At 73.8% G+C, this 18809-nt stretch carries 19 protein-coding genes and 1 riboswitch; of the genes, 8 read left to right on the forward strand and 11 right to left on the reverse strand.

Annotated elements, in window-relative coordinates; translation table 11 throughout:
• Window positions 1-10: 10 nt before the first annotated feature.
• The gene (locus tag OG871_RS11530) at window positions 11-1411 is read left to right on the forward strand and encodes a phytoene desaturase family protein (protein WP_371496565.1); all 1401 of its coding nucleotides are present in this window, start codon (window positions 11-13) and stop codon (window positions 1409-1411) included.
• Window positions 1412-1418: 7 nt separating this feature from the next.
• On the opposite strand, the gene OG871_RS11535 is transcribed toward OG871_RS11530, so the two are convergent.
• From OG871_RS11535 to metF, 3 genes are all read right to left on the reverse strand, one after another.
• Window positions 1419-1772: a hypothetical protein gene (locus OG871_RS11535; RefSeq protein ID WP_371496568.1), complete on the reverse strand. Its 354-nt coding sequence runs from the start codon at window positions 1770-1772 to the stop codon at window positions 1419-1421.
• Between the two features lie 85 nt (window positions 1773-1857).
• Entirely contained in the window at window positions 1858-2646 is a 789-nt protein-coding gene (locus tag OG871_RS11540; RefSeq protein WP_371496570.1) for a hypothetical protein, read from the reverse strand.
• A 134-nt stretch (window positions 2647-2780) separates the two neighbouring features.
• The gene (gene metF / locus OG871_RS11545) at window positions 2781-3695 is read right to left on the reverse strand and encodes a methylenetetrahydrofolate reductase [NAD(P)H] (RefSeq protein WP_371496572.1); all 915 of its coding nucleotides are present in this window, start codon (window positions 3693-3695) and stop codon (window positions 2781-2783) included.
• Between the two features lie 146 nt (window positions 3696-3841).
• Between metF and OG871_RS11550 the strand changes: the two genes are divergently transcribed.
• Window positions 3842-4948, forward strand: a complete 1107-nt coding sequence (locus OG871_RS11550; protein WP_371496574.1) for a polyprenyl synthetase family protein — start codon at window positions 3842-3844, stop codon at window positions 4946-4948.
• 47 nt (window positions 4949-4995) lie between these two features.
• Here the strand turns inward: OG871_RS11550 and thiE are convergent, their stop codons facing one another.
• Genes thiE through OG871_RS11565 form a run of 3 tightly spaced genes read right to left on the reverse strand, consistent with a single transcriptional unit; the run spans window position 4996 to window position 7198 of the window.
• Entirely contained in the window at window positions 4996-5643 is a 648-nt protein-coding gene (gene thiE / locus OG871_RS11555) for a thiamine phosphate synthase (RefSeq protein WP_371496576.1), read from the reverse strand.
• Entirely contained in the window at window positions 5640-6005 is a 366-nt protein-coding gene (locus OG871_RS11560; protein WP_033824699.1) for an Rv2175c family DNA-binding protein, read from the reverse strand. Before OG871_RS11560 ends, thiE begins: the two co-directional genes overlap by 4 nt.
• A 47-nt stretch (window positions 6006-6052) precedes the next feature.
• Window positions 6053-7198 (reverse strand): NAD(P)/FAD-dependent oxidoreductase, encoded by a 1146-nt coding sequence (locus OG871_RS11565; RefSeq protein ID WP_371503277.1) that lies wholly within the window; start codon window positions 7196-7198, stop codon window positions 6053-6055.
• A gap of 123 nt (window positions 7199-7321) precedes the next feature.
• A riboswitch (TPP riboswitch) is annotated at window positions 7322-7434 on the forward strand.
• Here OG871_RS11565 and thiO point away from each other — a divergent pair.
• From thiO to pknB, 4 genes are all read left to right on the forward strand, one after another.
• Entirely contained in the window at window positions 7403-8575 is a 1173-nt protein-coding gene (gene thiO, locus OG871_RS11570) for a glycine oxidase ThiO (RefSeq protein ID WP_371496578.1), read from the forward strand. (Overlaps the previous riboswitch by 32 nt.)
• Window positions 8572-8781, forward strand: coding sequence for a sulfur carrier protein ThiS (thiS, locus tag OG871_RS11575; protein ID WP_371496580.1), 210 nt, complete (start codon window positions 8572-8574; stop codon window positions 8779-8781). The genes thiO and thiS overlap by 4 nt, the downstream gene beginning before the upstream one ends.
• Before the next feature lie 5 nt (window positions 8782-8786).
• A complete protein-coding gene (locus OG871_RS11580; RefSeq protein ID WP_371496582.1) occupies window positions 8787-9584 on the forward strand; it encodes a thiazole synthase in 798 nt (265 codons plus the stop codon).
• An 88-nt stretch (window positions 9585-9672) separates the two neighbouring features.
• Window positions 9673-11418 (forward strand): Stk1 family PASTA domain-containing Ser/Thr kinase, encoded by a 1746-nt coding sequence (gene pknB, locus OG871_RS11585; RefSeq protein ID WP_371503278.1) that lies wholly within the window; start codon window positions 9673-9675, stop codon window positions 11416-11418.
• Between the two features lie 56 nt (window positions 11419-11474).
• On the opposite strand, the gene OG871_RS11590 is transcribed toward pknB, so the two are convergent.
• Window positions 11475-12104, reverse strand: a complete 630-nt coding sequence (locus OG871_RS11590; RefSeq protein WP_371496584.1) for a sulfite oxidase-like oxidoreductase — start codon at window positions 12102-12104, stop codon at window positions 11475-11477.
• 190 nt (window positions 12105-12294) lie between these two features.
• Here OG871_RS11590 and bfr point away from each other — a divergent pair, with 190 nt between their 5' ends.
• Window positions 12295-12774, forward strand: coding sequence for a bacterioferritin (gene bfr, locus OG871_RS11595; protein ID WP_371503279.1), 480 nt, complete (start codon window positions 12295-12297; stop codon window positions 12772-12774).
• A 46-nt stretch (window positions 12775-12820) separates the two neighbouring features.
• Here the strand turns inward: bfr and OG871_RS11600 are convergent, their stop codons facing one another.
• A complete protein-coding gene (locus OG871_RS11600) occupies window positions 12821-13078 on the reverse strand; it encodes a bacterioferritin-associated ferredoxin (RefSeq protein WP_371496586.1) in 258 nt (85 codons plus the stop codon).
• A 213-nt stretch (window positions 13079-13291) separates the two neighbouring features.
• The gene (locus OG871_RS11605) at window positions 13292-14743 is read right to left on the reverse strand and encodes a class II 3-deoxy-7-phosphoheptulonate synthase (RefSeq protein ID WP_371496588.1); all 1452 of its coding nucleotides are present in this window, start codon (window positions 14741-14743) and stop codon (window positions 13292-13294) included.
• A gap of 207 nt (window positions 14744-14950) precedes the next feature.
• On the opposite strand from OG871_RS11605, the gene OG871_RS11610 reads away from it, so the two are divergent.
• On the forward strand, window positions 14951-16897 hold the full coding sequence (locus OG871_RS11610) for a chorismate-binding protein (RefSeq protein ID WP_371496590.1): 1947 nt from the start codon (window positions 14951-14953) through the stop codon (window positions 16895-16897).
• A gap of 129 nt (window positions 16898-17026) precedes the next feature.
• Here OG871_RS11610 and OG871_RS11615 read toward each other — a convergent pair whose 3' ends face one another.
• Both OG871_RS11615 and macS read right to left on the reverse strand, forming a co-directional pair.
• Entirely contained in the window at window positions 17027-17692 is a 666-nt protein-coding gene (locus OG871_RS11615) for a response regulator (protein WP_371496592.1), read from the reverse strand.
• Window positions 17692-18804, reverse strand: coding sequence for a MacS family sensor histidine kinase (gene macS, locus OG871_RS11620; protein ID WP_371503280.1), 1113 nt, complete (start codon window positions 18802-18804; stop codon window positions 17692-17694). The genes OG871_RS11615 and macS overlap by 1 nt, the downstream gene beginning before the upstream one ends.
• Window positions 18805-18809: the final 5 nt, after the last annotated feature.

The raw sequence follows: 18809 nt of genomic DNA on the forward strand, positions 1-18809 counted from the left end.
ATCTTCTGCCATGGCACGGATCGTGATCATCGGCGCGGGAATGAGCGGGCTCGCGGCCGCCGCCAGGCTGGCCACCGTCGGGCACCGGGTGACGGTCTGCGAGGCCACCGGCACGTACGGGGGGCTGGTCGGCCGGTACGAGCGCGGGGGCTTCGCCTTCGACACCGGGCCGACCCTGCTCACCCTGCCGGCCGTCTACCGGGACCTGGCGCTGAAGACCGGCAGGGAGCCGCTGGAGCAGCTCGTCGAGCTCACGCCGGTCGACCCGGAGAGCCGGCACGTCTTCTCCGACGGCACCGACCTGCTGCTGCCCAACGCCTCCCGGGGCGGGGTCGGCAAGGCGCTCGACGCGGCCTTCGGCGCCGGCTCCGGCAACGCCTGGGGCGAGGTGATGAACCGCGGCCGCGCCGTCTGGGAGGCCACCCGCCGCCCCCTGCTGGAGGAACCGCTCCCGGCCGACCCGACCCCGCTGCACACCGATCCGTACCCGGCCCCGGCCCGGCGCGGCCTGGCCCGGCTGCGCCGCCGCTCCGGCTGGACGCTGGCGGACGTGGCCACGACCGAACTGCGCGGCCGGCCCGGTCTGGGCGAGCTGCTGTACGAGTACGCGCTGCGCTTCGGCCTGGACCCGCGCGAGGTCCCGGCCGGGGCCACCGTCCTGCCGTACATGGAGCAGTCCTTCGGCGTCTGGTACGTCGGCGGCGGCATCCGGGCGCTGGCCGACGCGGTGTACCGGCGGTGCGAGCAGCGCCGGGTGGAGTTCCGCTTCGACACCCGGGTCAGCGAGGTCCTGACCGAGCACGGGCGGGTCGGCGGGGTGCTGGCCGGCGGCGACCGGATCGACGCGGACGCGGTGCTGACCGCCGAGCCGGCCGGAACCGCCGAGCGCACCGGTGCACGGGCCGGCCGGCTGTCGGTGTTCCTCGCCCTGCGCGGCGCCCGGCCCGCCGGGACCCCGCACCGGACGGTGGTGCACGCCGCCGACCAGGGGGCCGAGTGGGACGAGCTGTTCGCGGACGGCGCGCTGCCCGAGCGGCCCACCGTGCAGGTGCTGCGGCCCGGCGACCCGGCGCTGGCGCCCGACGCCGACCACGAGGCGGTCACCCTGACCGTCACCGTCCCCGAGCGGGTGGACGCGACGGAGCTCGACTCCTACACCGACCGGCTGCTGGACCACCTCGCGGGCGCCGGGATCGACGTCCGCGACCGGGTGCTGTGGCGCGAGCCGCGCACCTGGGGCGCCCTGCCGGCCCCGGCCCTGGCCGGGGCGGGGGGCGCCTACCTCAGCGCGCCGAACCGATCCGCCGTGCCGGGCCTCTACCGGATCGGCGCGGCCGCCCACCCGGGCGGCGGGCTGGCCAGGGTGGGCATGTCCGCCGCGATCACGGCGGGTCTGATCGGCCCGGCGTGACGGCCGCTCAGAACAGCCACCGGGCGTTGTGCCGGTGGCGGGCCGGGGTGATGTCGGCCTCCGGGTCCCGGTGGGCGGTCAGCCGTGCGAGTCCGCGCCGCAGCCGCTGCCGGGCCCGCCGCTCGTCGAACGCGGCGTCCGCGCCGACGGAACGGTCCCGGACGTCGAACCGGGCCCAGTGGTGGACCCGCACCGAGCGGCGGACGGCCTGCGGCCGGGGGCGGCGGCCCTCCTGCCGCGCCGCCCGGAGCAGCGCGGAGCCGTAGCGCAGGTCCGTCAGGGTGACCAGGCGCAGCGGTGCGCCCCGCCGGTGGAACGCGTCGGCGAGGTCGGTGGCGATGTGATGGGCGGTGCGGGCCAATGGGCCTCCTCGGCAGCGCCGCCGGGGCTCTCCCGGCGGGACTACCGGAAGCCGGCCGGCCCCCTCGCCCGCAGCTCGTGCACGCTCAGCCCTGCTGCTGGTAGTCCCAGGGCTGCGGCTGGTACTCGGCGGCCGGCTGCGGGGGGATGCCCGGATACGGCTGCTGCTGGTACTCCCAGGACTGGGCGGGCTGCTGCTGCGCCGCGTACGGGTCCTGGTACTGGGGCTGGGCGTACGGGTCCTGGTACTGCTGCTGGTACGGCTGCTGGGCGTACGACTGGTCGTAGGACTGACCGTAGGACTGGTCGTACGCGAAGGCGGGCTGCTGCTGCCACTGCTGGTCGCCGTAGCCGGTCTGCTGGTACCCGTCCTGGTAGTACTGCTGCTCGGGCTGGGCCTGCTGGTACGCCACCGGCTCCTCGGTGTAGACGCCCTCGTCCGGGCCGAGCTCCTGGAACTGCTCGTAGGCGAAGGGTGCCGTGGTCTCCTCGACCTCGACCGGGCCGACCTCGCCGACCGCTGCCACCGTCTCGGCCGCGGCCACCGCGGCCGCACCGCCGGTGGCGGCGGCGAGCAGGGGGACCCTGGCCAGCGGACCGGGCAGCGAGCCGTCCGGGCGCCGCAGCGACCAGCCGGCCGGCCGGCCGCGCTTGACGGCCAGCGTGACGAAGGTCTGGCCGACGGCGAAGGTGGCCGCGCCGGCTCCTATGACCAGCACCGACTGGAGCCGCATCCCCGCGACCACGCACAGGAAGCCGACCAGCGCGAGCGCCCGCCAGTGCAGCGGGGCACGGTTCTGCAGCAGCAGCTCGGCCACCAGCCAGAGCGCCACCACCGTCAACGCGACGTACAGCAGCAGGTACCCGATGCCCATCCCCGCTACCTCCAGTCGCGTACCGCGCGGTTGCGGGCGACTGTACCGGTTCCCGGCGCCGGGACCCACATCCCGGACGGACCTGCGCCGGGCCCGGGCGGGGCCGCCGGGGCGGGGTGGCCGCCGGCCGTCGGTCAGCGCTGGTGCAGACCGAGGTTCTGGTAGATCTCCAGGGTCGACGTGGAGTGGTTCAGGGTGATGAAGTGCAGCCCGGGCGCGCCCTCGGCGAGCAGCCGCTCGGACATCGCGGTGGCGTGCTCGATGCCGATCGCCCGCACGGCCTCCGGGTCCTCGGCCGCGGCACGGAAGCGGCGCTCCAGCTCGACCGGGAAGGCCGAGCCGGACAGCTGCGGGAAACGCTCCAGCTGCTTGATGTTGGTGACCGGCATGATCTCCGGGATGATCGGCGTCGCGCAGCCGGCCGCGGCGACCCGGTCGCGCAGCCACAGGTAGTCGTCGACCTCGAAGAACATCTGGGTGATCGCGTAGTCGGCGCCGGCCCGGCACTTGGCGACGAAGTGCTTGATGTCCGCGTCCCAGTCGGCGGACCGCGGGTGCATCTGCGGGAAGGCGGCCACGCCGACGCAGAAGTCGCCGATGCTCCGGATCAGCTCGACCAGCTCGTAGGCGTAGGTGACGCCGTCCGGGTGGCGGACCCACTCGCCCATCGGGTCGCCGGGCGGGTCGCCGCGCACCGCGAGGACGTTGCGCACGCCCTGGTCGGCGTACTGGCCGATGATGTTGCGCAGCTCGGCGATCGAGTGGTCGACGGCGGTGAGGTGGGCGACCGGGGTCAGGGTCGTCTCGGTGGCGATCCGGCCGACCAGGTTGACCGTGCGGCCGCGCGAGGAGCCGCCGGCGCCGTAGGTCATGCAGACGAAGTTGGGGTCCAGCGACTCGACCCGGCGGATCGCGTCCCAGAGGCGGCGCTCGGCAGCCTCGCTGCGCGGCGGCATGAACTCGAAGGAGAACGAGCGGTCACCTGCCGCCAGCAGATCGCGCACGGTCTGCGCACGGTCGGTTCTGGTGGAGGGAATCCCGAGTGCCATGCTCGCAGGTTAGCCGGGATGCGGAGAGCGCGACCAAACGTGGTCCACCAACTGAGACACCTGCCGAGACGTCCGATCCGTGGCGGTGAGAAGCCTCCCGAACACCCCGATAGTCTGATTGTCAGCCAATCGATCCGGAGTCTCCCGTGCGTTCGCCCACCGGTCTGCCCACCCACCCCATCGACGCGGAAGCCGTGCGCGAACGCGTCAACGCGGCCCTCGCCGAGTTCATGGACGGCCGCACGGCCCTGCTCGCCGGCATCTCCCCCCAGCTCGGGCCGGTCTCCGACGCCCTGCGCGACTTCCTGCTCGACGGCGGCAAGCGGCTGCGCCCCGCGTTCTGCTACTGGGGCTGGCGCGGGGCAGGCGGCGGCGCCGACGAGACGGGGATCACCCGGGCGGCGGCCGCACTCGAACTGCTCCAGGCGAGTGCCCTGGTGCACGACGACCTGATGGACCGCAGCGACACCCGCCGCGGACTGCCCTCCGTCCACCGCCGTTTCGAGGCGCTGCACCGCAGCAGCGGCTGGCGCGGCGACCGCGAGCAGTACGGGGCCTCCGCCGCCGTCCTGCTCGGCGACCTGCTGCTGATCTGGTGCGACGAGCTGTTCAACGACTGCGGTCTCGACCCCGCGGCCGTCCGGGCGGCCAAGCCGTCCTTCGACCTGATGCGCACCGAGGTCATGCTCGGCCAGTACCTGGACGTGCTGGAGCCGGTCGCCGGGGACTCCGCCGACCCGCAGGCGCTGGAGCGCGCCCGGACCGTCCTGCACTACAAGTCCGCGAAGTACACCATCGAGCGCCCGCTCCAGGTGGGGGCCGTGCTGGCCGGGGCCGGACCCGACCTGGTCTCGGCCTACGCGGCCTTCGGCCTCCCGCTGGGCGAGGCCTTCCAGCTGCGGGACGACCTGCTCGGTGTGTTCGGCGATCCGTCGGTCACCGGCAAGCCGGCCGGCGACGATCTGCGCGAGGGCAAGCGGACCCTGCTGGTGGCGCACGCCATGCGCGGCCTGTCGCCCGCCGACGCCCGGCACCTGGACGAGCGGCTCGGCGCACCCGACCTGACCGCCGACGAGATCCCGGCCCTGCGCGCACTGGTCGAGCGGAGCGGCGCCGCCGACCTGGTGGAGAAGCGGATCGACGCGCTGATGCGGGACTCGCTGGCCGCGCTGGAGGCCGCCCCGCTCCGCGGCGGCCCGGCCCGCGAGGTCCTGCGGGCCCTGGCCGAGGCCGCCACCGTCCGCACCTACTGAAGCGCCCGGGCGCCCCGGGCGGGGCACCCGGGCGCGGGCAGCAGCGGTCAGACCTCGCGGAGCCTGCGGGCCAGCTCGGCCGCCGCCGCACCCGGGTCGTCGGCCGCCGTGATGGCCCGGACCACGACCACCCGGCGGGCGCCCGCCGCCAGGACCTGGTCCAGGTTGCCCAGGTCGATGCCGCCGATCGCGAACCACGGTCGGTCCGTCGGCTGCCCGGCCGCGTACGAGACCAGGCCGAGGCCGGGCGCGTGCCGGCCGGGCTTGGTCGGGGTGGGCCAGACCGGCCCGGTGCAGAAGTAGTCCACGCCCGGCTCGACCAGCGCGGTGTCCACCTCCGACTCGGCGTGGCAGGAGCGGCCGATCAGCACGTCCTGGCCGAGGATCGCCCGGGCGGCCGGGACGGGCAGGTCGTCCTGACCCAGGTGCAGCACCTGGGGACCCGCGGCATGGGCCACGTCGGCCCGGTCGTTGACGGAGAAGAGCCTGCCGTGCCGCCGGGCGGCGTCCGCGAAGACCTCCAGGTACTCCAGCTCCTGCTTCGCCTCCAGCCCCTTGTCCCGCAGCTGGACGATGTCCACGCCACCGGCCAGCACCGCGTCCAGGAACTCGGGCAGGTCGCCCTGCTCCCGGCGGGCGTCGGTGCACAGGTAGAGGCGGGCGTCCGCCAGCGCGGCGCGGGCGTCCGCCGTCACAGCAGCATGGCCTGGGCGCGGCGCTTCACCTCGGTGCCCCGGTTCTCCCGCAGCGCCTGGATCGGGCTGCCGGGAAGCGACGGGTCCTCGGTGAACATCCACTCGAGGATCTCCTCGTCGTTGAGCCCGCAGTCGCGCAGCACCGTGAGGGTGCCCACCAGGTGCTTGACCGGTCCGGTGGGCTCGATGAAGTCGGCGGGCACCTGCAGCGAGTTGTTCTCGCCGCGGCGGACGGCCAGCAGGGTCCGGTTCCTCACCTGGTCCCGGACCTCGGTGATCTGCACCCCCCACAGCTCCGAGATGTCGGGCAGGTAGAGCCACGCGGGGACAAGGGCTTCAATCTTGGGATCAATCTTGCTCACGCCCCCAGACTGCCACCTCCGGCGACCCCCGCGCACCTACCGCCCGGTCAGGCCGCCGCCGCCTTGAGCTGGACGGCCGGATCGGCGGCGAGCGCCCGGTCGAGCACCGCACCCCGGTCGATCAGCCGCCGCGCCTGGTTGAGGTCGCGCGGCCGGTCCACCGACAGGGCCGCGACCAGGGCGCCCTGCCGCAACCACAGCACCGTCCAGGACGGCTCCTCGGGCGAGCCCCGGTGGATCAGCTCGTCCGCCTCGGCGTGCCGGCCCGCGTACTGCACCATCCGTCCGAACTGCTCGGACCAGAAGTACGGCACCGGGTCGTACGGGGCGTCCGCGCCGAGCATCGAGGCCGCCGCCGCCGTGCCGGACTGCAGTGCGTGGTCCCAGTGCTGGACGGCCAGCCGGACGCCGGAGCGGGCCGAGGGGTAGGAGACGCAGTCACCGGCCGCCCACACACCCGGGGCGCCGGTGCGCAGCCGCTCGTCCACCAGGATCGCCCCGGCCGCGTCCAGCTCCACGCCGGAGCCGGACAGCCATCCGGTGGCGGGCCGGGCGCCGATCCCGACCAGCACCTCGTCGGCGGGCAGCCGGGTGCCGTCGGTGAGCACCACGGCACCGGGCTCGGCGGCCAGCACCCCGGCCCCGCAGCGCAGCCCGACCCCGGCTGCCGCGTACCAGCCGGCCATCACCGCGCCGAGCGGTTCGGGCAGCGCACCGGTGAGCGGCGCCGGCCCGGCCTCGACCACGGTCACCTCGCAGCCCAGCTGCCGGGCCACCGTCGCGGTCTCCGCGCCGATCCAGCCGGCCCCGGCCAGCACCAGCCGCACGCCGGGGCGGAGCCGTTCGCGCAGCGCCAGGGCGTCGTCCACGGTACGCAGCAGGCGCGCGCCGGGAGCCCCGGGCAGCGGGCGGGGTTCGGCACCGGTGGCGATCACCAGGCCCTCGTACGGCAGCTCACCGCCGTCGGTGTGCAGCACCCCGGGTGCCAGGGCGAGCGCCCGGCGACCGGTCAGCAGCTCGACGCCGAGGTGCTCCCAGTCGATCTCGAAGGTGGTGGCGTCGGCCTTTCCGAGCAGCACGTTCTTGGACAGCGGCGGCCGGTCGTACGGGCGGTGCGGCTCGTCGCCGAGCAGCGAGATCCGGCCCTCCCAGCCCCCGCGGCGCAGACCCAGCGCGGCCTGCGCGCCCGCCATGCCGGCCCCGACCACGACCACCCGTCCGGTTCGCTTCAGTTCGACCACCGGGCCAGCCTAGCGAGCGGGTGTCCACGCCATGTACGCACCTTCGGGCTGGGACGCGCCCGGCGTTATGGTGGACGGACACCACACGGGAGCCCGGCGCACCGGGCTGAGAGGCGGGCTGCGGCGGCCTGCGACCGTCCGAACCTGATCCGGGTCATGCCGGCGAAGGGAGTATCGACTTTGGCACGGACACCTGACGTCCTGGTCGTCGGCGGCGGCATCATCGGCCTCGGCGTGGCCTGGCGCACGGCGCAGCGCGGGCTCGCGGTCACCGTGCTCGACCCGGCCCCGGGCGGCGGCGCGGCCCAGGTCGCGGCCGGGATGCTGGCCCCCGTCACGGAGCTGCAGTACGGCGAGGAGCCGCTGCTGCGCCTGGGCATGGCCTCCAACGAGCGGTACGCCGCGTTCGCGGCCGAACTCACCGCGGCCACCGGCCTGGACACCGGCTACCGGCAGACCGGCACGCTGGCCGTGGCGCTGGACTCCGACGACCGCGCGGAACTGCGCGAGCTGCTCGCCTTCCACCAGCGGCTCGGCCTTGAGTCGCACTGGCTGACCGGCCGGGAGTGCCGCCGGCTCGAACCGATGCTCGCCCCCGGGGTGCGCGGCGGCCTGCAGGTGACGGGCGATCACCAGGTGGACGGGCGGCGGCTGTCGAAGGCCCTGCTCGCCGCCTGCGCGCGCGAGGGTGTCGTCCTGCACCGTGCCGAGGCCGCCGAACTGGTGGTCACGGACGGCCGGGCCACCGGCGTCCGGCTGGCCGACGGCACCGAGCTGACCGCCGGGCAGCTGGTGCTCGCCGCCGGCTGCCGCAGCCACCTGCTGCCCGGCCTGCCGCCGGGCGTGCTGCCGGCCGTCCGCCCGGTCAAGGGCCAGGTGCTGCGGCTGCGGATCCCCGCGCCGTACGCGCCGTTCCTGTCCCGCAACGTGCGGGCGGTGGTGCGCGGGCAGCACATCTACCTGGTGCCGCGGGCCGACGGCGAGCTGGTGATCGGGGCGACCAGCGAGGAGCTGGGCTACGACACCACCGTGACCGCGGGCGGGGTGTACGAGCTGCTGCGCGACGCGCACGAGCTGATCCCCGGCATCACCGAGCTGCCGCTGGTGGAGACCGGTGCCGGGCTGCGGCCCGGCTCCCCGGACAACGCCCCGCTGCTCGGCCCGACCACGCTGCCCGGCCTCACCGCGGCGACCGGCCACTACCGCAACGGCGTCCTGCTCACCCCGGTCACCGCCGACCTGATCGCCGACCACCTGGCGACCGGGGCCGTGCCCGAGCTCGCCGCCCCCTTCTCCCCCAGCCGCTTCACCGCAGAGGTCACGTCATGAACCAGATCCCGCTCACCGTCAACGGCGAACCCCGCGAGCTGCCCGCCGCGACCACGCTGGCCGAGGTGGTGGCGCAGCTGAGCAGGGCGCCCTCGGGCGTGGCGGCGGCACTCAACGAGGCCGTGGTGCCACGCGGTTCGTGGGGCGAGACGGTGCTGAGCGCCGGCGACCGGGTGGAGATCCTCACCGCGGTCCAGGGGGGCTGAGCGCGATGGCCGACGACCTGCTGACCATCGCCGGGACGACCTTCTCGTCCCGGCTGATCATGGGCACCGGCGGCGCCCCGAGCCTGGAGGTGCTGGAGCAGGCCCTGCTGGTCTCCGGCACGGAGCTGACCACCGTCGCGATGCGCCGGGTCGACCCCGGTACCCGGGGCTCGGTGCTCGACGTGCTCACCCGCAACGGCATCCGGGTGCTGCCCAACACGGCCGGCTGCTTCACCGCCGGGGAGGCCGTGCTGACCGCCCGGCTCGCCCGCGAGGCACTCGGCACCGACTGGGTGAAGCTGGAGGTGATCGCCGACGAGCGCACCCTGCTGCCCGACCCGATCGAGCTGCTGGACGCCGCCGAGACCCTGGTCGACGACGGCTTCACGGTGCTGCCCTACACCAACGACGACCCGGTGCTGGCACGCAAGCTGGAGGACGTCGGCTGCGCGGCGATCATGCCGCTGGGCTCGCCGATCGGCTCCGGCCTGGGCATCCGCAACCCGCACAACTTCCAGTTGATCGTGGAGAGCGCGGGCGTCCCGGTGGTGCTGGACGCGGGTGCGGGCACCGCCTCCGACGTGGCCCTGGCGATGGAGCTGGGCTGCGCCGCGGTGATGCTGGCCTCGGCCGTGACCCGGGCCCAGGATCCGGTGCTGATGGCCGACGCGATGCGCCGCGGGGTCGAGGCCGGACGCCTCGCCCACCGGGCCGGACGGATCCCGCGCCGGTTCCACGCCGAGGCCTCCTCGGCCATGGCCGGGCGGGCCGAACTGGACACCCGGGAGCACCCGGCGTTCTGACCCGGTCTCAACTTCGGCACAGACTGCTCGCGACGGGCAGGCCACCGGCCACCGCCGGGGCCATCGCCCCTACACTCCTCTGGTGGACATGACGCTGCGCGATCCCCTCATCGGAGCCCTGCTCGACGGCCGGTACCGGGTCGAGCAGCGGATCGCCGCGGGCGGTATGGCGACGGTCTACCGCGGCCTGGACACCCGGCTGGACCGGGTGGTCGCCCTCAAGGTGATGCACGAGTCGCTGGTCGGCGACAACGACTTCACCGACCGCTTCATCCGCGAGGCCAAGGCGATCGCCCGGCTCGCGCACCCGAACGTGGTGAACGTCTTCGACCAGGGCGCCGACGGCCAGGCGGTGTTCCTGGCGATGGAGTACGTGCCCGGCAGCAACCTGCGGGACGTGCTGCGCGACCGCGGCGCCCTGTCGGTGCGGGCCGCGCTGGACGTCATGGAACCGATCCTGGCCGCCCTCGGCGCTGCCCACCGCGCGGGGCTGGTGCACCGGGACATCAAGCCGGAGAACGTCCTGATCACCGAGGGCGGCATGGTCAAGGTCGCCGACTTCGGCCTGGTCCGGCTGCTCTCCGGCACCGACGGCGCCGTCACCAGCACCACCGAGGCCGGCACCGTGCTCGGCACGGTGTCCTATCTGGCACCGGAGCAGATCCGCCAGGACCCGACCGACCAGCGGGTGGACGTCTACGCGGCCGGCATCCTGCTGTACGAGCTGCTGACCGGCGCCAAGCCGCACACCGGCGACAACCCGGCCCAGGTGATGTACATGCACCTGCACGAGAGCGTCCCGGCGCCGTCGCTGTCCGCGCCGGCGGTCGGCCCCGAGCTGGACGCGATAGTCGCCGCCGCCACCGCCCGCGACCCGCAGGCCCGGCCCTGGGACGCGGTGGAGCTGCTCGCCACCCTGCAGCGGGTCCGCCGTGGCCTGAGCCAGACCCAGCTGGACGCCGAGCCGCCGGCCTCCTCCCGGCTCACCCCGCAGTACTCGACCGGCGAGGTCACCTCGGTGATCAGCCCGCCGGTCGAGCGGACCAGCGTGCTGGAGGTCCCGCCGGACCTGCTGCCGCCGCGGCCGCCGGTCGACGAGGCGCCCGGGCACGGGACGATGCAGCTGCGCGCGGTCCGGCCGGAGCGCGCGCCGCGCTCGCGCAAGCCGTTCATCTGGGCGGCCGTGGTCGCGGCACTGCTCGTGCTGGTCGGCGGCACCACGTGGGCGCTGTCCAGCGCGGTCTACGCGACCGTGCCGAGCGTGCTCGGGCAGAGCCAGGCGCAGGCCCAGGCGGCGCTGGACAAGTCCGGGCTGCACGGCACCTACACCGAGGAGTTCAGCGAGTCGGTCAAGGCCGGCCAGGTGATCTCGACCGATCCGGGGGTGGGGCAGAAGCTGCGCAAGAGCGACTCGGTGAAGGTCAGGCTCTCCAAGGGCCCCGAGCGGATCCCCGTGCCCGAGCTGGCCGGCAAGCCGCTGGAGGCGGCCCGCAAGGCGCTCACCGACGCCCGGCTGACGCCCGGCACGGTGACGGAGTCCTTCAACGACACGGTGCCCAAGGGCGCGGTGGTCAGCGTGTCGCCCGGCGCGGGCGAGCAGCTGGCGGTCGGTTCCCCGATCGCGCTGGTGGTCAGCAAGGGCATGGTCCCGGTGCCGAACGTGGTCGGGCTGGACAAGGACGCGGCGGCCAAGGCGCTCGCCGACGCCGGGTTCAAGGTGCAGACCTCCGGCCTCAACCTGTTCGGCACCGGCAAGGTCGCCTCGCAGAGCCCGCCGGCCGGCCAGCCCCGTCCGCAGAACACCGTCGTGACGATCAACTTCTCGCTGTTCTAGCCACCGGCGCGGCGGTGGGCTCGTCCGGGACGGGCCCGGGGACTGTCGGACAGGCCCTACCGCAGCGGCCCGTCGCCGGGCTCCTCCTGGTAGGAGTAGCGCTGCTCGGCCCACGGGTCGGCCCGGTTGTGGTAACCGCGTTCCTCCCAGAAGCCGCGCCGGTCGGCCCGCATGTACTCGACCGCGCGGACCCACTTGGGGCCTTTCCAGGCGTACAGGTGCGGCACCACCAGGCGGACCGGGAAGCCGTGCTCCAGGGTGAGCGGCTCGGCGTTGTGGTGGGTGGCGAAGACCGTGCCCGGGTCGGCGAAGTCGGCCAGCCGCAGGTTGGCGCTGTAGCCGTACTCGGCCCAGACCATCACATGGGTGACGTCGGGGGCCGGGGGCACCAGGTCGAGCACGGTCTTGGCCGCGACGCCGCCCCACTCGTTGCCGAGCATCGAGAACCGGGTGACGCAGTGGAAGTCGCCGCGGACGGTGACCCGGGGAAGCGCGTGGAAGGCGGCGAAGTCCCAGCTCTGCTTCTCGGCCGTGGCGGTGGCGCCGAACACCTGGAAGTCCCAGCTCTGCGGCTTGAAACGGGGCACCGGACCGTAGTGCAGCACCGGCCAGCCGCGTTGCGGCCGCTGGCCCGGCGGGATCCGCGGGTCAGACGGCTGAGGCTGTTCCGGTTCGTGCTGACCCATACCTCCATGGTGACAGACGGCGGGCGCCCTGCCGCGCGCGCCCCTCGCGCACGCCCCCACAGCGCGCATATCGGACAATCCGACACATGTCCTAGTGAGTGTGAACTTACTGGAATTACCGCCCGCAACGGTGCCACGATGCCCTCAACCGCGGTAGCGCGAGCGACGCATGGGACAGGAAGGCAACGCCATGAAGGGCGACCCCGAGGTCATCGAATTCCTCAACGAGCAGCTCACCGCCGAGCTGACCGCGATCAACCAGTACTTCCTGCACGCGAAGATGCAGGAGAACAACGGGTGGACCAAGCTCGCCAAGTACACCCGGCACGAGTCCTTCGACGAGATGAAGCACGCCGAGGTCCTCACCGACCGGATCCTCTTCCTGGACGGCCTGCCCAACTACCAGCGGCTGTTCCACGTCCGGATCGGCCAGACCGTCAAGGAGATGTTCGAGGCCGACCGCCAGGTCGAGGTCGAGGCCATCGACCGGCTGCGCCGCGGGATCGTGGTGATGCGGGCCAAGAACGACGTCACCTCGGCCAACATCTTCGAGGACATCCTCGCCGACGAGGAGCACCACATCGACTACCTGGACACCCAGCTCGAACTGCTGGAGAAGCTCGGCGAGCCGCTCTACCTCGCCCAGCTGATCGAACAGCCGGAGTCCTGAGCCCCGCCGGCCGAGGCCCGGGGCGGATCCGGGGACGGGTCGACGGCTAGGCCGCGAGCGGCGACGGCCGGAGCTGCGACGTCTCGCTCTCCGGCTCGGCGAGGCCGAGCCGGGCCGCCAGCCTGGCTGTCGGGCACGGGCGCGCACCGTGCTCCCCCAGCAGCGCCTGGATCCGCCGCACGCAGGAACCGCAGTCGGTGCCGGCCTTGCAGCCCTTGGCTATCTGCCGCGGAGTGGCGGCACCCGCGTCGATGGCGTCCTTGACCTGGGCCTCGGTGACCGCATGGCACATGCAGACATACATCGCGGTCTCTCCCGGGTGGTGCTGGGCGGTACGGCCGAACGGGTACTGCCGAACTGGTACTGCGGAGCGGCCCTGGCGGACCAAGATCAGTAAAGCCTTGCCTTACCTCGCTAAGCCTTACCTTACCCGGCGATCGGCGCACGACAAAGCCCCTCCCCGCTCGGATCACCCGAGCAGGGAGGGGCTTTCGTCACACCGGAGCAGCCGGCGGCCTCAGTGGCCGCGGTACATCTCCGCCACCAGGAAGGCCAGGTCCAGCGACTGGCTGCGGTTGAGCCGCGGGTCGCAGGCCGTCTCGTAGCGCTGGTGCAGGTCGTCCTCGAACACCTCGTCGCCGCCGCCGACGCACTCGGTGACGTCGTCACCGGTCAGCTCGACGTGGATGCCGCCCGGGTGGGTACCGAGCGCGCGGTGCACCTCGAAGAAGCCCTTGACCTCGTCGAGCACGTCGTCGAAGCGACGGGTCTTGTGGCCGGTCTCGGCCTCGTAGGTGTTGCCGTGCATCGGGTCGCAGATCCACACGACCTGGGCACCGGACGCGGTGACCTTCTCCACCAGGGAGGGCAGGTGCTCGCGGACCTTGCCCGCGCCCATCCGGGTGATGAAGGTGAGCCGGCCGGGCTCGCGGTCCGGGTCCAGCCGGTCGATCAGGGTGAGCGCCTCGTCGACCGAGGTGGTCGGGCCGAGCTTCACCCCGATCGGGTTGCGGATCTTCGAGGCGAACTCGATGTGCGCGTGGTCCAGCTGCCTGGTCCGCTCGCCGATCCAGACCATGTGGCCGGAGACGTCGTACAGGTGGCCGGTCCGCGAGTCCGTGCGGGTCAGCGCGGTCTCGTAGTCCAGGATCAGCGCCTCGTGCGAGGAGAAGAACTCGACCGTCTTGAACTCCTCGGGGGCCACCCCACAGGCGTTCATGAAGGCCAGCGCGTTGTCGATCTCGCGGGCCAGCTTCTCGTAGCGCTGGCCGGCCGGCGAGTTGCGCACGAAGTCCTGGTTCCAGGCGTGCACCTGGCGCAGGTCGGCGTAGCCACCGGTGGTGAAGGCGCGCACCAGGTTGAGCGTGGCGGCGGACGCGTTGTACATCCGCTTCAGACGCTCCGGGTCCGGGATCCGGGACTCGGGGGTGAACTCGAAGCCGTTCACCGAGTCGCCGCGGTAGACCGGCAGGGTCACACCGTCGCGGGTCTCGGTCGCCTTCGAGCGGGGCTTGGAGTACTGCCCGGCGATCCGGCCGACCTTCACGACCGGCACCGAGGCCGCGTACGTGAGCACGGCGGCCATCTGCAGCAGTGTCTTCAGCTTGTTGCGGATCTGCTCGGCCGAGACTCCGTCGAACGCCTCGGCGCAGTCACCGCCCTGCAGCAGGAAGGCCTCACCGCGCGCGACGGCACCGAGCCGGGCACGCAGCTGGTCGCACTCGCCGGCGAAGACGAGCGGCGGATACGAGGCGAGGTCCGCAAGGGTCTTGCGCAGCGCCTCTTGGTCCGGCCATTCAGGCTGCTGCGCCGCGGGCAGGGACTGCCAGGAGTGGCCAGTCCTCGATGTCTCAGTCGTCACGGTCACAGGATCAAGGCTACGGGGTGCGCCAACCGATTTGTGACGACTGCCCGCTGGATGAGACACCCGCTGGACATTTCGGTGATCCGGTTCACACCCCCGGACCATCGGTTACGCTCATCCCCATGAACGCGCCGCACACCCTCTGCTGGTGGTGGACCGACCCGTCGGGTGGTCCACGAATCGCGCGTCCCTAGAGACGAACGACGGCCGCCCCTCGGGGCGGCCGTCGGCACATCGAGAGTCGGACGGCCCTCCCGGACAGCGGACCGGAGCACAGCTCCCCGCCCACCTTCCCGGAAGGAAGCCGCACTCGTGACCACCAGTCCCGCCGCCGCAGCCCTGCTCGCCCGTCTCACCGCACCGGGCGCACCGGCCTTCGCCCTGCTCCACCGCCGCACCCCGCGCCTGGCCCCCGGCACCGTCGAGGTGCTGCTGGGCACCGTCGGCTCGTACGACACGCTGGCCGAGCTCCCGGTCCGCACGGGACTGCCCGCCGCCGGCCCCCGGCACGACCTGCTGGCCCTCGTCCCCTACCGGCAGATCCGCGAGCGCGGCTTCGAGGCCCACGACGACGACACGCCGCTGCAGGCCCTCGCCGTCGAGGAGCAGTACGCCCTCGGGCTGGACGCCCTGCTGGCGGCGCTGCCGCGGGAGGCGGCCGAGGTGCGCGACGGCGGCTTCGACATCGACGACGACGAGTACGCCGGGATCGTCCGCCGGGTGATCGAGGACGAGATCGGCAACGGCGAGGGCGCCAACTTCGTCATCCGCCGCGACTTCCGCGGCACCCTGGACGGCTTCACCACCGCCACCGCGCTCGGCCTGTTCCGGCGGCTGCTGGAGCAGGAGCAGGGCGCCTACTGGACGTTCCTGGTGCACACCGGCGACCGGGTCCTGGTCGGCGCCTCCCCCGAGGTCCACGTCCGGCAGTCCGGCGGCACCGTGGTGATGAACCCGATCTCCGGGACCTACCGCTACCCGGCCGCCGGCTCCGACATCGACTCGCTGCTCGCCTTCCTGCACGACCCCAAGGAGCTGGAGGAGCTCACCATGGTGGTCGACGAGGAGCTCAAGATGATGTGCACCGTCGGCGACCTCGGCGGCCAGGTCCTCGGCCCCCGGCTCAAGGAGATGGCCCACCTCGCCCACACCGAGTACGAGCTGCGCGGGCGCACCTCGCTGGACGTGCGGGAGGTGCTCAGGGAGACCATGTTCGCCGCCACCGTCACGGGCAGCCCGGTGCAGAACGCGACCCGGGTGATCAAGCGCTACGAGCGCAGCGGCCGCGGCTACTACTCCGGCGCGCTGGCCCTGATCGGCCGCGGCGCCAGCGGCGGCCAGCAGCTGGACTCGCCGATCTGCATCCGGACGGCCGACATCGACCCCGCCACCGGCGAACTGGTCGTCCGGGTCGGCGCCACCCTGGTACGCCATTCCGACCCGTACTCCGAGGTCGCCGAGACGCACGCCAAGGCCGCCGGAGTCCTGGCAGCGATCGGCGCCCGCCCGGCGCCCGCCCGCCGTCCCGGCGAGGGCGGCGGCCCCCGGCTCGCCGACGACCACCGGGTGCAGGCCGCGCTCGACGCGCGCCGGGCCGGCCTCGCCCCGTTCTGGCTGCGGATGCAGCAGCCGGCCCGGCCGGCGGCGGGCCCGGACACCCTGGTGGTGGACGGCGAGGACACCTTCACCTCGATGCTGGCCCACCTGCTCGGCTCGCTCGGCCACCGGGTCACCGTGCTCCGGTACGACACCCCCGGCCTGCGCGACCTCGCGGCGGCCCACACCGGCCCGCTGGTCCTCGGCCCCGGCCCCGGCGACCCGGGCGACCCGCACGACGCCAAGATGGCACTGCTGCGCCCGATCGCCGCCGACGCCCTCACCGCGGCCCGCACCGGCGCCCGGTCCGCTCCGCTGCTCGCCGTCTGCCTCAGCCACCAGCTGGTCGCCCACCGGCTCGGCCTGCCGCTGGCGCGCAAGCACGTCCCGTACCAGGGCGCCCAGGAGACCGTCGACCTGTTCGGCACCCGCCGGACCGTCGGCTTCTACAACGCCTTCACCGCCCGCTGCACCGACGCCGACAGCGCCCGCCTGGCCGCCGACGGCGTCGAGGTCTCCCGCGACCCGGTCACCGGCGACGTGCACGCCCTGCGCGGACCGGGCTTCGCGACGCTGCAGTTCCACCCCGAGTCGGTGCTCACCCGCGAGGGCGTCGACATCGTCGCGGGCCTGCTGCGGACGGCCAGCCCGGTGGCCGGCTGACGGCCGGTCACACCCGTGCCGGGGGCGGCCCCTGCGGATCGCACCCGGCCCGGCACACCCCTGGCAGGTCCACCGGCGACAGGGCGGTCGGCGCAGGCCTGCCCGGGGCTCGCCACGGCGAACGGCGGCTCAGCGCAGGTCGTCGTCCAGGCCCTGCTCGATGGCGTAGCGGACCAGTTCGACCCGGTTGTGCAGCTGGAGCTTGCCCAGGGTGTTCTGGACGTGGTTCTGGACCGTGCGGTGCGAGAGCACGAGGCGCTCGGCGATCTGGCGGTACGACAATCCCTTGGCCACCAGCCGGAGCACCTCGGTCTCCCGGGCGGTCAGCTGCGGGGCGGCGGGCGAGGCCGGGGCGGCCGGCTCGGTGGCCAGGCGGCGGAACTCGCCGAGCACCAGGCCGGCCAGGCCCGGGGTGAAGACCGGGTCACCGGCGGCCGTGCGGCGGACGGCGTCGATCAGCTCCTCCCGGCCGGCCGACTTCACCAGGTACCCGGTGGCGCCGGACTTCACCGCCTCCAGCACGTCGGCGTGCTCGCCGCTGGCGGAGAGCACCAGCACCCGCACGGTCGGGTCGTGCCGGACGACCTCCCGGCACACCTCGACCCCCGGCAGGCTGGGCAGGTTGAGGTCGAGGACGACGACCTGCGGCATCGCGGCCCGCGCCCGCCGGACGGCCTCGTCGCCGTCGCCGGCGGTGGCCACCACGTCGAAGCCCGCCTCGGCGAGATCCCGGGAGACCGCCTCCCGCCACATCGGGTGGTCGTCGACGACCATCACCCGCACCTGATCCGACATCAGTTCCCCTTCCTGGGCACCCGGAGTTCCACCTCGACGCCCTCCCCCGGTACCGCGTACAGCTCCGCGCTGCCGCCCAGGTCGACCAGCCGGCCGCGGATCGACTGCGAGACGCCGAGCCGGCCGGCCCGCTCCGCCTCGCCGAGCCGCCCGGCCGGGAAGCCCGGCCCGTCGTCGCGGATCGAGACGGTGACCGCCTCGGGCTCGTCCTCGACCAGGATCCAGGCCCGCGCCTGCGGGCCGGCGTGCTTGCGCACGTTGTCGACGGCGGCGCCGACCGCGGCGGCGAGCTCCCCGGCGACCTGGCCGGGCAGCAGCACCTCCGTCCCGGGCGCCGAGACCGTGATCCGCTCGTCGGCGTGGACCGTGAGCAGGGGGCGCAGGTCCTGGCGGGCGTTGGCGCCGGTGGCCCGGGCGGGCAGCGGGCCGCCGGTCATCAGGGCGCGCAGGGCGCGCTCCTGCTCCCCGGCCAGCCGGCCCAGGTCCGCGAGGTCCTCGCCGCCGCGGCGCTGGACCATGGCCAGCACCTGGAGCACCCCGTCGTGGATGTCCCGGGAGAGCCGCTCGCGCTCCCGGGTGGCCGCCTCGACCTGGAGGGCCCGGGTCAGCACCGCCTCGCTGGCGCGGGCGAGTTCGATCACGTAGCCGATGGCGCAGCCGGCCATCAGCAGCAGCACGATGTTGTGCAGGTTGTCCGGCGTGATGCCGCCGTGGCCGCCGATGTTGGCGATCCCGATCAGGGTGGCGGCGAACGCGGCGGCCTTCCAGCCGCCCTTGCAGGCGAAGCCGAGCACGGTGCCGCAGGCCCAGATCGTCGGCAGGGTGAGCGCGCCGGCCCGGATCCGCTCCGGGCTGTCGATGATGCCGCTCATCACCACACCGGTGACGGTCATCGCCAGGTCCGTCCCGAGCACCGCCCAGGTGCAGCGCAGCGGGTTGGCGAAGGCCCGGGTGGTGGCGAGCGTCCACAGGGTGAGCGCGCCGAGGTAGATCCAGCCGGAGACCGGGTGCAGGAAGCCGAGGTAGGCGTTGGAGTAGCGGACGATCGCGTACCCCAGGGCCAGCATCCGGAAGTAGGAGATCGCCCGCCACAGCGGCAGCTCCACCGACATCCCGC

It is taken from the genome of Kitasatospora sp. NBC_00374, from assembly GCF_041434935.1.
Taxonomy (GTDB): Bacteria; Actinomycetota; Actinomycetes; order Streptomycetales; family Streptomycetaceae; genus Kitasatospora.

Excerpts from the sequence above, each read along its gene's own strand:
- OG871_RS11530 (WP_371496565.1), top strand. The coding sequence starts at position 11 with ATGGCACGGATCGTGATCATCGGCGCGGGAATGAGCGGGCTCGCGGCC.
- OG871_RS11540 (WP_371496570.1), bottom strand. The coding sequence starts at position 2,646 with ATGGGCATCGGGTACCTGCTGCTGTACGTCGCGTTGACGGTGGTGGCG.
- metF (WP_371496572.1), bottom strand. The coding sequence starts at position 3,695 with ATGGCACTCGGGATTCCCTCCACCAGAACCGACCGTGCGCAGACCGTG.
- OG871_RS11565 (WP_371503277.1), bottom strand. The coding sequence starts at position 7,198 with ATGGCGGGCGCGCAGGCCGCGCTGGGTCTGCGCCGCGGGGGCTGGGAG.
- thiO (WP_371496578.1), top strand. The coding sequence starts at position 7,403 with ATGCCGGCGAAGGGAGTATCGACTTTGGCACGGACACCTGACGTCCTG.
- thiS (WP_371496580.1), top strand. The coding sequence starts at position 8,572 with ATGAACCAGATCCCGCTCACCGTCAACGGCGAACCCCGCGAGCTGCCC.
- OG871_RS11580 (WP_371496582.1), top strand. The coding sequence starts at position 8,787 with ATGGCCGACGACCTGCTGACCATCGCCGGGACGACCTTCTCGTCCCGG.
- pknB (WP_371503278.1), top strand. The coding sequence starts at position 9,673 with ATGACGCTGCGCGATCCCCTCATCGGAGCCCTGCTCGACGGCCGGTAC.
- OG871_RS11590 (WP_371496584.1), bottom strand. The coding sequence starts at position 12,104 with ATGGGTCAGCACGAACCGGAACAGCCTCAGCCGTCTGACCCGCGGATC.
- bfr (WP_371503279.1), top strand. The coding sequence starts at position 12,295 with ATGAAGGGCGACCCCGAGGTCATCGAATTCCTCAACGAGCAGCTCACC.
- OG871_RS11600 (WP_371496586.1), bottom strand. The coding sequence starts at position 13,078 with ATGTATGTCTGCATGTGCCATGCGGTCACCGAGGCCCAGGTCAAGGAC.
- OG871_RS11605 (WP_371496588.1), bottom strand. The coding sequence starts at position 14,743 with ATGGTCCGGGGGTGTGAACCGGATCACCGAAATGTCCAGCGGGTGTCT.
- OG871_RS11615 (WP_371496592.1), bottom strand. The coding sequence starts at position 17,692 with ATGTCGGATCAGGTGCGGGTGATGGTCGTCGACGACCACCCGATGTGG.
- macS (WP_371503280.1), bottom strand. The coding sequence starts at position 18,804 with ATGTCGGTGGAGCTGCCGCTGTGGCGGGCGATCTCCTACTTCCGGATG.